The following is a 14,458-nucleotide window of genomic DNA, read 5'->3' on the forward strand; positions in this document are numbered from 1 at the left end:
CTGCGCCCATGGCACTTCAACATCATTGTCGCAGCCCCGACCCGCGGTCACGAGCGGGGGCTCCTATCTTTTTAGTGCCCTCGGATTGGGTCATAGTGTCTGTTCGCGCCAAAACATCGGCGTTGCCATGGCCCAGATGCGGCACTTGGGGACGTTCCTTTTGTGCCGGCACTTGGGGACGGTCCTTGCAACAATCTGTCGATTGAACGTCGTTGTGCGTTCGCGCTATCATGCATGGTTACAATTGGTTAGCCGTGGCAAACGGTTAGCCAAGGTAAACTAAATGCAACGCCCTGTGGGCGTCGGGGGAGGAGCACGGACGTGAAGCTCGATACACTCGAGATTGGAAAGGACGCCGTTGTCGCATCGGTGGCATCGGACGATCAGGCACTCCGACAGCATATTTTGGACATGGGTCTAACGCCGGGCACCGAAGTCACCATGATGAAGTACGCCCCCATGGGTGACCCGCTCGAGATCCGCCTACGTGGCTACGAGTTGACGCTGCGCAAGGACGATGCCGCACGCATTGAGCTCGTGGATGTGCACGACACCGATACCGGCCCGCGCGTTAACGCCGCAATCGGCACGACGGACCACCCGGCCCTGGGCGAGGGGACGTATTCACCCCGTGCGGCAAAAACGGCCGTGCCCGAGGGCGCGCCGCTGCATTTTGCCCTTGCCGGTAACCAAAACTGCGGCAAGACCACGCTGTTCAACCAGCTTACGGGCTCCAACCAGCACGTCGGTAACTTTCCCGGCGTGACGGTCGACCGCAAGGACGGCACCATTCGCAACCACCCCGAGGCGAGCGTTACCGACCTGCCCGGCATTTACTCCCTGTCGCCGTACACAGGCGAAGAAGTCGTGAGCCGTCAGTTCATCCTCGACGAGCGCCCGGACGCCATCATCGACATCATTGACGCCACCAACATCGAGCGCAACCTGTACCTGACGCTGCAGCTTATGGAGCTCGACCGCCCCATGGTCATCGCGCTCAACATGATGGACGAGGTGACGGCCAACGGCGGCGCCGTGGACGTCAACCTGCTCGAGAGCCTGCTGGGCGTGCCCGTTGTCCCCATTAGCGCTGCCCGCAACGAGGGTATCGGCGAGCTGGTGGATCATGCCTTGCACGTGGCGCGGTTCCGCGAGCGTCCCGGTCGCCTGGACTTTTGCGCACCCGATGGTCCAGACGGCGGTGCGCTGCATCGCTGCATCCACGGCATCGCCAACCTTATCGAGGACCATGCCGCGACGGCGCACATTCCCGTGCGTTTTGCGGCGACCAAGCTGGTTGAGGGCGACGAGCTGGTGACCGAGGCGCTTCACCTGGATCGCAACGAGCTCGACGCTATCGAGCACATCATTACTCAGATGGAGGGCGAGGCCGGCACCGACCGCCTGTCCGCGCTGGCCGATATGCGCTTTAGCTTTATCGGCGACGTGTGTGGGCGCTGCGTCGTCAAACCGCACGAGAGCCGCGAGCACGTGCGCTCCGTCAAGATCGACCGCATCCTGACGGGCCGCTACACGGCCATTCCGGCGTTCCTGGTGATCATGGGCCTCGTCTTTTGGCTGACGTTTGGCGTGATCGGCGCGGCGTTGCAGGGGCTCATGGAGGACGGCATCGCTGTCATCATCGCCTCGGCCGATGCGGGCCTCAAGGCGTTCGGAACCAACGACGTGGTGCGCTCGCTGGCTGTCGACGGCGTGCTTACGGGCGTGGGCAGCGTGCTGACCTTCCTTCCGATTATCGTCGTGCTCTTCTTGTTCCTCTCCATTCTGGAAGACTCCGGATACATGGCACGCGTGGCCTTTGTCATGGATAAGGTGCTGCGTCGCTTTGGCCTGTCGGGCCGCAGCTTCGTGCCTATGCTCGTCGGTTTTGGCTGTACCGTGCCGGCTATCATGTCGACCCGTACGCTCCCATCCGAGCATGACCGCAAGATGACGGTCATGCTCACGCCGTTCATGAGCTGCTCGGCCAAGTTGCCGGTCTATGGTCTGCTGTGCGGGGCGTTTTTCCCACAGGCGACGGTTCCCGCCATGGTCTCGCTCTATCTGATTGGTATTGCGGTTGGTTGCATTGCGGCTTTGGTGCTCAACCGTACGGCATTTAAGGGCGACCCGGTGCCGTTTATCATGGAGCTTCCCAACTACCGCCTGCCGAGCGTCAAGACGACGGTGATGCTGGCATGGGATAAGGCCAAGGACTTTATTACCAAGGCCTTTACCATTATCTTTGCCGCTACCGTGGTCATCTGGTTCCTTCAGACGTTCGATATCCGCTTTAATGTGGTCGCCGATCAGTCGCAGAGTCTGCTTGCCGGTCTGGGTAGCATCATCGCGCCGGTGTTGACCCCGCTCGGTTTTGGCGACTGGCGCGCCTCGACGGCGCTCGTCACGGGACTCATCGCCAAGGAGAGCGTCATCTCGACGCTCACGGTGCTTTTGGGCGCAACGTCGCCCGCGGTGCTGTCAACCATGTTTTCGCCGTTTACCGCTTACGTGTTCCTGGTCTTTACGCTGCTGTACCCGCCCTGCGTGGCGTCCATCGGCGCCGTCAAGAGCGAGCTGGGCACGCGCTATGCCGTTGCTGTGTTCGCGTTTCAGGTGACGGTCGCCTGGATCGTGGCGTTTGTCGTGCATTCGGCGGGCATATTGCTGGGTTTGGCTTAGTTATTTATTGACGGCGCAACCTCTGTGTATTGAGTTGATTGCGGCCCCGCATCTGTACTGACGGATGCGGGGCCGTTGCTATATAATCGCCCACCGCCCAAGACAATCGGAGAGGTTTCCTACATGACTCAGGCAAGACAAGATGGCATCTCACTCAAGCAGTGGCTCCCGCTTATTGGGCTCGCCTGTTGCGCGTTCGTATTCAACACGTCGGAGTTCATGCCCATCGGTCTTCTGACTGATATTGCCGCATCGTTCTCGCTCACGGAGGCCCAAGCAGGCATCATGATCTCGGTCTACGCCTGGGGCGTCATGCTGCTGTCGCTGCCGCTTATGGTGTTTGCCTCGCGCTTTGAGTTCAAGCGGATGCTGCTCGGCGTGCTCGCCGTGTTCTCGCTGGGCCAGTTCCTGTCCGCCGTGGCGCCCACCTATCCTATTTTGGTTTGCGCACGTCTGGTGGTCGCCTGCGCGCATGCCGTGTTCTGGTCGGTCGCCTCGATTATGGCCTCGCGCCTGGTCGACAGTCGCCACGGAGCGCTCGCCATCAGCATGATCGCCACGGGCTCGTCCATCGCGCAGATCTTTGGCCTGCCGATCGGCCGCGCCATCGGGCTGGCCGTGGGCTGGCGCATGACGTTTGCCGTGGTCGGGGCCCTCTCAGCCATCGCGGTCGTCTACCAGGCCGCGGTGTTCCCGGCCATGCCGGCGGGTGAGCGCTTTACCGTCAAACAGCTGCCCGAGCTGCTCAAGAATCCGTTCCTGGTCGCGCTCTACGCGGTCACGGTTTTTATGGCGACCGGCTATTACGCAAGCTACAGCTACATTGAGCCTTTCCTGGCGCAGGTCGCACACGTCGACGCGGGCGCCATCACCATGACGCTGACGGCGTTTGGCTTCTCCGGTCTGGTGGGCAGCTGGCTGTTTGGCCGCCTGTTCGACGGGCATCGCTTCCCGTTCTTGGCTATCACGCTCTCCGGCGTGCCGGTGGCTCTGCTGCTTATGGGTCCGGTCGCATCGTCGCTCGTGGCAGTGCTTGCCGTCTGCGCGCTGTGGGGCTGCTGCGCCACGGCCTTTAACGTGGCGTTCCAGGCCGAGCTCATCAAGTACACGCCGGCGGATTCGTCGGCCGTCGCCATGTCGATCTTCTCGGGCCTGTTCAATCTGGGCATCGGCACGGGCACCGCAATCGGCGGTGCCGTGGTTTCGGGTCCCGGTATCGCTTGGATTGGCTTCGTGGGCGGGGCGATTACCGTCGTGGGCGTCATCCTCGCCATCACCGTGCTGTTCCCAGCCATCCGTCGCGCCAAGCCCGTCGCCTAATCACAACCCAGGAGGGTCGGGGTGGCTAAAAGAGCCCCGTCCCAAATTAACTACTCTGCTGGGCATACAATGGATGTCGTTGTGTTGAGCTTACCGGGAGGTTGCTATGTGGGCATACGAGACGACGTTCTATCAGATCTATCCGCTGGGCTTTTGCGGGGCTCCGCGCGAAAACGCTGCACCCGTTGCCGAGGATGAGCTCGCCCAGGCTGCCAACGCCGCGCCCAACCCCGATGCGCCCATCATGAAAATCGCCCAATGGGCCGACTACCTGCAAGAGTTCGGTATTGGCGCTGTGCTGATCAACCCGCCGCTCGAGTCTGATAGCCACGGCTATGATACGCGCAGCCTGCGCCATATCGACCGCCGCCTGGGTGGGGATGCCGATTTTGCCGCCGTATGCGAGACGCTGCACGCCCATGGCATCCGCGTGGTGCTCGATGCCGTCTTCAACCACGTCGGTCGCGGCTTTTGGGCCTTCCGCGATGTGCAGGAGCGCAAGTGGGACTCGCCCTACAAGGACTGGTTCCACATTAGCTTTGATGGCGACTCCTGCTATGGTGACGGCTTTTGGTACGAGGGTTGGGAAGGCCATTTTGAGCTTGTGAAGCTCAACCTGCAAAATCCCGCTGTGGTCGATTACCTGCTTGAGTCCGTGCGCCGCTGGGCCGAAGTCTTTGGCGTCGACGGTCTGCGCCTGGACGTTGCCTATATGCTCGATCGCGATTTTATGCGCCGCCTGCATACTTTTACCCGTGAGCTCAAGTCCGACTTTGTGCTGATTGGTGAGACGCTCCACGGCGACTACAACCAGATCGTCAACGACGAGATGCTCGACTCCTGCACCAACTACGAGTGTTACAAGGGCCTTTACTCCAGCTTTAATTCGGTCAACATGTTCGAGATTGCCCATTCGTTGCATCGCCAGTTTGGCGGCGATCCGTGGTGCATCTACCGCGGCAAACACCTGCTGTCGTTTGTCGACAACCACGATGTGCCGCGCCTGGCGAGCATCCTTACCGACAAGTCTTGCCTACGCCCCGCCTATGGCATGCTGTTTGGCATGCCAGGCATTCCGTGCGTCTATTACGGTAGCGAGTGGGGAATTGCTGGCGAAAAGGGCGGCCCCGATGGCGACTGGGCGCTGCGACCTGCGCTCGATGAGCCTGCGCCCAACGAGCTGACGGCCTTCATCAAGCAGCTCACGCACCTGCGCTCGGCCGACGACGCGGCGGCCCGTGCTCTCAACTACGGTGCCTATCGCAACGTGGTGATCCAGAACAAGCAGCTGCTGTTCGAGCGCGCCTGCGACGACGCGACGGTGCTTGTGGCGGTCAATGCCGTGAACGAGCCCTATACCTTTGGAGCCGGCGAACTCAACGGCTCCTTCGTCGACCTACTTGCCGACGATGCTCCCACGGTCGAGCCGACGGGTACCCTTGAGCTTGCACCCTACGAGGTGCGCTATCTGCTGAGGGCCTAGCTCGTGGCCGCGCCGGACGAGGGCTATCAACATATTGAGCATGGGTTTGAACCCGTGTTTGACGAGCGCTCGCGCGTTTTGGTGCTCGGGTCGTTTCCCTCGGTGCTTTCGCGTGCCAATGCCTTTTATTACGGTAACCCTCAGAATCGCTTTTGGCGCGTGATGGCCGCATGCCTCGGTGTGCCCGTGCCGCCCAACGAGGGCGACCCTTTGGCAAGCGGTGAGCCTGCGACGCTCGACGCCTCGATTGTCGCCAAGCGCTCCATGCTGCTGAACGGCGGCGTGGCCCTGTGGGACGTGATCGAGAGCTGTGACATTAAGGGCTCGAGTGACGCGAGCATTCGCAACGTTGTGCCGGCACATATCGAGCGCATTACCGGCGCAGCTCCCATTGAGCAGGTGATATGCAACGGAGGTACAGCTGGCCGGCTCTACAAGCGCTATCTACAAGAACGCACCGGGCTGCCCGCCATCGTCCTGCCCTCGACGAGTCCCGCCAATGCCGCCTGGCGTCTGGAGCGTCTTGTTGAGCGTTGGCACGAAGCCGTTGACTGGGCCGCTCTCTAATTTAGATATCTGATTGGGCGCGGGCGCCGAGGCGTTTCAGAACGCCTCGCCAGATCGGCGCGGGCACGGCTGGCTCGGCGCAAACCATGCCGTCGACGTTGACGTTGACGGCATTGCCGCCGCCAAGTCGCTGCGCATGCTCAATGGAGCATCCCATGCGCACAGCGCCCACAAGCTTATCCATCGCTTCCGAAAATGGTCGGCGCAAGAGGCCCATGCGTGGGGAATGGCGAAGCGCCGCAATACCGCTGCCGGCACAGACGACAACGCCGCCACACCACAATTGGTCATGGCGCTCACATGCCTCGTGCAGACGAACGGCGGTCCCGCGCGCCTGCTTAGCGCCCTCTTGTGCGGCTCGAATCGCGGCATAGACGCGCGTTCCCGTACCGCCAAAGCGCTCAAGCGCCTGCTCGATAGCTGTCAACGTCTCATCGTCAGCCACATCTTCAATGGCCAGCACGATGCCATCGACTGCACCGGCATCATCCGCTTCTAAATCGATCGGGCGGGGGAGCGTGGTGCCAGAAAGCTGAGTATAGGCGGCGATGGCATCCTGCAGATCCCAGAGCAAAAACTCAAGATCGGCGCTATCGGGAATGCTGATATACGCAATGGTTCGCAACGTTTTTGGTACATCGCCGCGTGTGGTCGTCTCCATGCCGCCTCCTTTCCGGTTGGTTTCCGTTTAGGTTACACCGTCTGGCGGTACATCGCCGCGCTATCCTAGTGCAACCCTTACGAAAGGAACGCCATGCGTCTGCCCATGAACACCTCGCTTGCCACGCTCAAGCCCTCCGGCATCCGTCGGATTAACGCGCTCGCTGCCCAGTACCCAGGATGCATTGCGCTCGCGCTCGGCGAGCCCGATTTTTCCACGCCCGATATGATTAGCGCCGAGGTGACCGCTTCGTTGGACCGCGGCGACACGCACTATCCGCCCAACAACGGTCGCCCCGCCCTGCGCGAGGCGCTGTCTGCCTACATGGGGAACGCGGGCCTGGCGTTTTCGGCCGACGAGGTCATCCTGACCGACGGCGCGACCGAGGCCCTGTCGGCAGCATTCATGGCTATGCTCAACCCCGGCGACGAGGTCATCATCCCCACGCCGGCCTTTGGCCTATACGAGAACATCGTCGTGGCCAACCACGCCAAAGCGGTCTTTTTGGATACGGAGCCTGCGCAATTCCAGATTGACGAGGGCGCACTTCGTGCCTGCGTAACGCCGGCGACCAAGGCCATCGTCATCTGCACGCCCAACAATCCTACGGGCTGCATCCTCAACGCGGCATCGCTCGACGCCGTGGCGCGCGTAGCGGAGCAGGCGGGCATCTACGTGGTCTGCGACGACGTATATAACCGCCTGGTCTATGTGGATGGCTACGAGCGATTTGCCCAGCGCCACCCGGAGCTGCGCGAGCAGACGGTCGTTATCGAGAGCTTCTCCAAGCCCTGGGCCATGACCGGCTGGCGCTTGGGCTGGCTCGCAGCCGCAGCCCCCGTCATCGCCGAGATCGCAAAGGCCCACCAATACTTAGTATCGAGTGCCGTCTCCTTTGAGATGGACGCCGCAGCGCGAGCCCTGACCGTCGACCCAACCCCCATGCTCAAAGTCTACCGAGCCCGTCGCGAACGCGTGCTCGCAGCCTTAGACGCCATGGGCCTCGACGTAGTGGAACCGGCAGGAGCCTTCTACGCTTTCCCGAGCATCAAACAATTCGGCCTAACAAGCGAAGACTTCTGCATCAAAGCCATCAAAGAAGCCAACGTAGCCCTAGTTCCGGGTGACTGCTTCGGCACCGAAGGCCACATCCGCCTAAGCTACTGCGTCTCCGACAAAGATCTGGACGAAGGCCTAAATCGCCTGTCCACCTTCATTTCAACCTTATAGCCCAACGGGACGCAATACATCAGCCCACCGACCCAAGCATTATGAGTGGGGCGCGTCGCTCAACGGGCGCGAGGATTCGCAGCAAAGGCAACGTAGCTCCGGCCGGGAGGGGCAGGGCGAGTTTTCCGTAGATTCCGCACGAGCCGAAGGCCACTTAATGTGGCCTTCGTGCGAGCCCAGGACTTGACCGAGCGGAAAACTCGCCCTGCCCCTCCCGGCCGGAGCGTATGCAGGGTTTGTGTACGAATCCTCGCGCCCGTTGACCGACGCCGGGGTCCCCGCCATAATACTTTCGGTTCACGCACGAATCCGCTGCCAGAGACAGCCGGTGCAAACGGGCATCGCCCGCGAGCTTAATGGGATATCCCGCCAGCCGAGGTGGTCGAGTAGATATGTCTTCTCGCCCCCGTCGCTCATGCAGCGCGGGGGCTTTCTTTTTGGACATGCCCCCGTCACGTCCTTGTGGCGGACCGTGCCCGGAAAGAATTCGAGGAGGTGTAATTCATGCCCCAGCAGTACAAAATCGACAAGGTTGCAGAGATCGAGTCCCGTATCGCCGAGAACGCCGGTCTGTTCGTCGTCAACTACAACGGTCTGACGGTTAAGCAGGCTCAGGAGCTGCGTCATCAGCTTCGCGAGTGCGGCGCCGAGATGAAGGTCTACAAGAACAACCTGGTCAAGATCGCTCTCAAGAACCAGGAGCAGCCCGAGCTCGACGAGATCCTCGCCGGCCCCGTCGCTTATGTGTTCTACGAGACCGAGCCGGTCGAGGCCGCTAAGACCCTTAAAGACTTCTCCGCTAAGTCCAAGGGCGTCCTTGAGATCAAGGGCGGTATCTCCGACGGCAAGGTCGTTTCCGCTGATGATGTTAAGGCTATCGCCGAGCTGCCCACCAAGGACCAGCTTCTCGGCCAGATCGCCGGTCTCATCTCCGGTTTCGCTCGCGACATCGCTGTCTGCGTCAACGGCGTTTCCTCTGGTCTCGCTCGTTCGATCCAGCAGGTCTCCGAGCAGAAGGCAGCCTAGTCGCTGTTTTCACCCGCGGCGGCAACGCCGCACCCCTGGCGCATTCGCGCCGTGTTTTAACTGATCTCCGTGCACAGACACGGAAACCGAAAGGACTTAGAAATGGCTAAGCTTACCACCGATGAGATCATCGATGCTCTTAAGGAAATGACCCTTCTCGAGGCTTCCGAGCTCGTTAAGGCTATCGAGGACACCTTCGGCGTTTCCGCCGCTGCTCCTGCCGCCGTTGTCGCCGCTCCCGCTGCTGGCGCTGCTGAGGCCGAGGAGAAGACCGAGTTTGACGTCGTGCTCGAGGGCTTCGGCGACAACAAGATCCAGGTCATCAAGGCCGTCCGTGAGCTCACCAACCTTGGCCTGAAGGAGGCCAAGGAGGTCGTCGAGGGCGCTCCCAAGGCTGTTCTCGAGGGTGCCAAGAAGGAGGACGCCGAGGCTGCCAAGGAGAAGCTCGAGGCTGCTGGCGCTGCTGTCACCCTCAAGTAATCAGGCTTTCTCGCCAGATTTCTTTGCAGACGGGGTTCGCATTGCGAACCCCGTCTTTTTCGTTTTGATCCCTCTATTTTGTTGGCTCGGCATACAAATTGCTGCCGCTTGCGGTGCTTTGGCGTTGCTACCGTTGGGCGATAAAATTGCACCATTCGAGCAATAATTTGCGTTGACCTGCTGAAGAATGGCGCTTGCCTACATTAACGTTAATTAACGGCGGTAAGATAAACCGGTATCGCAATTTGGTCTGCGGCCGCCGTGCCGCACGCACAGGGCGCATCCTGCGCCTGCGAAAGGATCCTTGAATAACATGAAGGCAATCATCCCCGCCGCCGGTCTTGGCACGCGTTTTCTGCCTGGCACCAAGTGCACGCCTAAAGAGATGCTGCCGGTGCTCGACAAACCGGTCATCCAGTACGTCGTTGAGGAGGCGCTCGACCCCGATGAGGTCGACGATGCTATTATCGTCACCTCTCCTGGCAAGCCCGAGTTGCTGAGCTACTTCCAGCCCGATCGCTCGCTCGAGAACCTGCTTCGCGAGCGTGGCAAGGACGCCTACGCCGACGCCGTCGCCCATGCTGGTGGTATGCCGGTCGACTTCCGTTATCAGTACGAGCCCAAGGGCCTTGGCCACGCCATTCGCTCTGCCGCCGACGCTGTGGCAGGGGAGAACTTCCTGGTTCTTCTGGGCGATTACGTTGTGCCCAACCGTGACATCTGCGACAAGATGCTTGCCGTCTCCAAGGAACACGGTGGCGCTTCTGTTATCGCCGTTGCCGCGTGCGCTCCCGAGGAGGTCAGCCGCTATGGCGTTATCGCCGGCGATCGCGTGGGCGCTCTCGAGGGCTTCGAGAATGCCGCCGACGACGAGCCCGGTGCCGTTTGGCGTATCGGCGGCCTGGTCGAGAAGCCCGCTCCCGAGGCGGCTCCGTCCAACCTGTACATCGTCGGTCGCTACCTGCTGAGCCCGTTGGTCATGGATCTGCTGGCCGATCAGCAGGCCGGTAAGGGCGGCGAGATCCAGCTGACCGACGCCATGGCCCGCTCGCTCGACCGCGAGGCCATGTATGCCGTCGTCATCGACCCGCTGTCGGGCTACGATACCGGTACCCCGTCTGGCTGGATGGCTACCAACGCCCTCATGGCTGCAAGCGATCCTCGCTTTGCCGGCGCCTTCTGGGATGCCATCGACGAGCGCGGCGGTTTGATGCGCAAATAAGCCTTTCGGGCATCGACATTTACGGGTGCGGACTTCGGTTCGCGCCCGTTTTTTTATAAGAGCTGCGATTGCCAGCCTTCTGTTCACAGAAAATATATGAACAGGTGTTCGATACACATACATTTACCTGCGCATTTTCTGTCGAAAAACTTTGCTACTCCAAAAACTCAATCGCGTCAAGGCTTTTCTTGCTCAACGGTCGGTACCTGATAAACTATTAGGTTGCGATAACTGGCGAAGCTATGCCTCGCCAATCCACCGAGCATTTCCGTGAAGGAGGAAAAACCTGGTGACCTACGCATACACTGCCACTGAGCGCAAGCGCGTCAGCTTCGGGAAAATCCCGGAGGCCATGGAGCTCCCCAACCTTATCTCTGTTCAGAGGGAATCCTTTGAGCGTTTTAAGGACGAGGGCCTTCGTGAGGCGTTCAAGGAATCCAGCCCCATCCAGAGTCAGAACCATGTTCTCGAGGTTACCTTCGGCGAGCATCAGTTCGGCGACCCCGCGCACACCGTCGAGGAGTGCCGCGAGAAGGACATGACCTATCAGGCCCCGCTTCTGACTGACGTCCGTCTCACCAACAAGGAGACCGGCGAGATCAAGGAGCAGCTCGTCTTTATGGGCGACTTCCCCATGATGACCGATCAGGGCACCTTCATCATCAACGGTACCGAGCGTATCGTCGTCTCGCAGCTCGTCCGCTCCCCGGGCGTGTACTACAGCTCCGAGATGGATTCGGGCAAGCAGATCTACAAGGCTCAGATCATCCCGTCCCGCGGTGCCTGGCTCGAGTTTGAGGTCGACAAGCGCGACCAGCTCATGGTCTCCATCGACCGTAAGCGCAAGCAGAGCGCCACGATGTTCCTGCGCGCCCTTGGCATCGCCGTCACCAACGACGATATCATCGAGCTGCTCGGCAACTCCGATGTGATCAAGCGCACCCTCGAGCGCGATACCGCCCTCACTCGCGAGGACGCCCTCATCGAGATTTACCGTCGTCTGCGCCCGGGCGAGCCTCCCACCGTGGATGCTTCCCGCAGCCTGCTCGAGGGCCTGCTCTTCAACCCGCAGCGCTACGATCTGGCCCGCGTCGGTCGTTACAAGGTCAACAAGAAGCTCAACCTCACCACCGAGGAAGAGGTCACGGTGCTCACCGACGAGGACATCGTCGCTACGCTTCGCTACCTGCTGTCCCTCGCTGCCGGCGAGCAGGGCTTCAAGGTCGACGACATCGACCACTTTGGCAACCGCCGCATTCGCACCGTCGGCGAGCTCGTCGCCAACCAGTTCCGTATCGGCATGAGCCGTATGGAGCGCGTCGTCCGTGAGCGCATGAGCTCCCAGGACATCGACGAGATCACCCCGCAGTCGCTCATCAACATCCGTCCGATCGTGGCCTCTATCAAGGAGTTCTTCGGTTCCTCGCAGCTCTCGCAGTTCATGGACCAGGCGAACCCCCTGACCGGTCTGACTCACAAGCGCCGTCTGTCCGCACTCGGCCCTGGCGGCCTTGCCGGCCACAAGTCGGGCTCCAGCCGCCGCACCAACGTGCCGACGGCCGTCCGCGACGTTCACAACTCGCACTACAGCCGCATGTGCCCGATCGAGACCCCCGAAGGCCCCAACATCGGCCTGATCGGCTCGCTCGCCCTCTACGCCCGCGTCAACGAGTATGGCTTCATCGAGGCCCCGTTCCGTCGTGTCGAGAACGGCGTTGCCACCGACCAGATCGACTGGATGACCGCTGACGAGGAAGAGAAGCACGTCATCGCGCCGGCCAACACGCCGCTCGATCCCAAGACCAACGAGTTCATCACGACCGATGCCGAGGGCAAGATCGTCCGTCCGCATACCGTGATCGCCCGTACCCGCGACTTCGACGGCTCCTTCGGCGCTCCCGCCGACGTGCCTGTCGAGGACGTCGACTACATGGACGTCTCGCCGCGTCAGATGCTCTCCGTCGCAGCCACGCTGATTCCGTTCCTCGAGCACGACGACGCCAAGCGTACGCTCATGGGCGCCAACATGCAGCGTCAGGCCGTGCCGCTGGTTCACCCCGCCGCTCCCTATGTCGGTACCGGCATGGAGCGTCGCGCCGCCCTGGACTCTGGCGAGGTTACCCTGGCCAAGAACGCCGGCGAAGTCATCTATGCCGACGCCTCCAAGATTATCGTCAAGCACGCCGGCGGCATGGACGAGTATCACCTGGCCAAGTACCAGCGCTCCAACCAGTCCACCTGCATCAACCACCGTCCGCTCGTGCGCGTCGGTGACACCGTTGAGCAGGGCGAGCCTCTGGCCGACGGTCCTTCGACCGATCATGGCGAGCTCGCACTGGGCCAGAACCTCACCGTGGCATACATGCCGTGGGAAGGCTTCAACTACGAGGACGGTATCGTCGTGTCCGAGCGCCTGGTGGCCGAGGACCTGCTGACGACCATCAATATCACCCGTCACGAGATCGACGCCCGCGACACCAAGCTCGGCCCCGAGGAGATCACTCGCGAGATCCCGAACCTCTCCGAGGACATGCTTGCCAACCTCGACGAGGACGGCATCATCCGCATCGGCGCCGAGGTCGGCCCTGGCGACATCCTGGTCGGCAAGGTCACGCCTAAGGGCGAGAGCGCTCTGACCGCCGAGGAGCGCCTGCTGCGCGCCATCTTCGGTGCCAAGGCTCACGATGTTCGCGACACCTCCCTTAAGATGCCTCACGGCGCTTATGGCCGCGTCATCGACGTCGTCCGCTTTAGCCGCGAGAACGGCGACGACCTGGCCCCCGGCGTCAACGAGCAGGTGCGCGTCTACGTCGCCCAGCGTCGTAAGATCCAGCAGGGCGATAAGATCGCCGGTCGTCACGGCAACAAGGGCGTTATCTGTAACGTTCTGCCGGTCGAGGACATGCCCTACATGGCTGATGGTACCCCGATCGACGTTATCCTCAACCCGCTGGGCGTTCCTTCGCGTATGAACGTCGGTCAGCTGCTCGAGTGCCACCTTGGCTGGGCTGCTGCCTGCGGTTGGGATACCGAGGATGCCGACTCCGACAAGTATGTCCCCGGTCCGTTCTTCGTCTCGACGCCCGTCTTCGACGGCGCCAAGGAGGACGAGATCGCCGAGGTCATCCGTCGCGCCAACAAGAACATGCTCAACAAGGCCACCGCTGCCTTTGGCGATCACATGCGCCCCGAGTTTGTCACCCAGCTTGACGAGCGCGGCAAGACCCGCCTGTTCGACGGCCGCACCGGCGAGGAGTTCCGCGAGCCCATTACCGTGGGTACGTCCTACATCCTCAAGCTCGGCCACATGGTCGACGACAAGATCCACGCCCGTTCGACCGGCCCTTACAGCCTGGTTACCCAGCAACCGCTGGGCGGCAAGGCTCAGTTCGGCGGCCAGCGCTTCGGCGAGATGGAAGTTTGGGCACTGTACGCATACGGTGCTGCCAACGTCCTGCAGGAGATCCTGACCGTCAAGTCCGACGATACCGTGGGCCGCGTCAAGACCTACGAGTCCATCGTCAAGGGCGAGAACGTCCCGGTTCCGGGTATCCCCGAGTCCTTCAAGGTTCTCGTCAAGGAGATCCGTTCCCTCGCACTGGACATCGAGCCCATGCACGATGCCGACGAGGACGCCTCCGCCCCTGTGACCGCCGAGGAGACCTCTGCTCTCGACGACCTGGCTGCGCTCGCCGGCGTTGACACCGACGTCGAGGCCCAGGATGCCGAGACCGCCGAGGCACCCGAGGCTGTCGCCGCCACGACCACTGATAAGGAGTAGTTGACT

The 14,458-nt window shown here is 61.5% G+C and carries 10 protein-coding genes; 9 read left to right on the top strand and 1 reads right to left on the bottom strand.

Annotated elements, in window-relative coordinates; translation table 11 throughout:
• The first annotated feature begins 321 nt into the window (after positions 1-321).
• The 4 genes from feoB to AAA021_RS07935 all read left to right on the top strand — a co-directional run bounded on the left by feoB (position 322) and on the right by AAA021_RS07935 (position 6,052).
• Positions 322-2,682, top strand: a complete 2,361-nt coding sequence (gene feoB / locus AAA021_RS07920) for a ferrous iron transport protein B (RefSeq protein WP_138374761.1) — start codon at positions 322-324, stop codon at positions 2,680-2,682.
• 123 nt (positions 2,683-2,805) lie between these two features.
• Positions 2,806-4,002: an MFS transporter gene (locus AAA021_RS07925; protein ID WP_148331894.1), complete on the top strand. Its 1,197-nt coding sequence runs from the start codon at positions 2,806-2,808 to the stop codon at positions 4,000-4,002.
• Between the two features lie 106 nt (positions 4,003-4,108).
• Positions 4,109-5,485 carry an alpha-amylase family glycosyl hydrolase gene (locus AAA021_RS07930; protein ID WP_349088773.1) on the top strand — a complete coding sequence of 459 codons (1,377 nt, stop codon included), beginning with the start codon at positions 4,109-4,111 and terminating at the stop codon, positions 5,483-5,485.
• Between the two features lie 3 nt (positions 5,486-5,488).
• A complete protein-coding gene (locus AAA021_RS07935; RefSeq protein WP_349088774.1) occupies positions 5,489-6,052 on the top strand; it encodes a uracil-DNA glycosylase family protein in 564 nt (187 codons plus the stop codon).
• Position 6,053: 1 nt separating this feature from the next.
• Here the strand turns inward: AAA021_RS07935 and AAA021_RS07940 are convergent, their stop codons facing one another.
• Positions 6,054-6,713, bottom strand: coding sequence for a hypothetical protein (locus AAA021_RS07940; protein ID WP_349088775.1), 660 nt, complete (start codon positions 6,711-6,713; stop codon positions 6,054-6,056).
• 93 nt (positions 6,714-6,806) lie between these two features.
• On the opposite strand from AAA021_RS07940, the gene AAA021_RS07945 reads away from it, so the two are divergent.
• From AAA021_RS07945 to AAA021_RS07965, 5 genes are all read left to right on the top strand, one after another.
• The gene (locus tag AAA021_RS07945) at positions 6,807-7,943 is read left to right on the top strand and encodes an aminotransferase class I/II-fold pyridoxal phosphate-dependent enzyme (RefSeq protein ID WP_349088776.1); all 1,137 of its coding nucleotides are present in this window, start codon (positions 6,807-6,809) and stop codon (positions 7,941-7,943) included.
• Between the two features lie 504 nt (positions 7,944-8,447).
• The gene (rplJ, locus tag AAA021_RS07950) at positions 8,448-8,969 is read left to right on the top strand and encodes a 50S ribosomal protein L10 (RefSeq protein ID WP_349088777.1); all 522 of its coding nucleotides are present in this window, start codon (positions 8,448-8,450) and stop codon (positions 8,967-8,969) included.
• Between the two features lie 102 nt (positions 8,970-9,071).
• The gene (gene rplL, locus AAA021_RS07955; protein WP_006235005.1) at positions 9,072-9,449 is read left to right on the top strand and encodes a 50S ribosomal protein L7/L12; all 378 of its coding nucleotides are present in this window, start codon (positions 9,072-9,074) and stop codon (positions 9,447-9,449) included.
• A 313-nt stretch (positions 9,450-9,762) separates the two neighbouring features.
• Positions 9,763-10,671, top strand: coding sequence for a UTP--glucose-1-phosphate uridylyltransferase (locus tag AAA021_RS07960; RefSeq protein WP_349088778.1), 909 nt, complete (start codon positions 9,763-9,765; stop codon positions 10,669-10,671).
• 289 nt (positions 10,672-10,960) lie between these two features.
• Positions 10,961-14,452 (top strand): DNA-directed RNA polymerase subunit beta, encoded by a 3,492-nt coding sequence (locus AAA021_RS07965; protein WP_255413475.1) that lies wholly within the window; start codon positions 10,961-10,963, stop codon positions 14,450-14,452.
• Positions 14,453-14,458 lie beyond the last annotated feature (6 nt).

The organism is Collinsella sp. CLA-JM-H32, from assembly GCF_040098165.1.
Classification (GTDB): domain Bacteria; phylum Actinomycetota; class Coriobacteriia; order Coriobacteriales; family Coriobacteriaceae; genus Collinsella.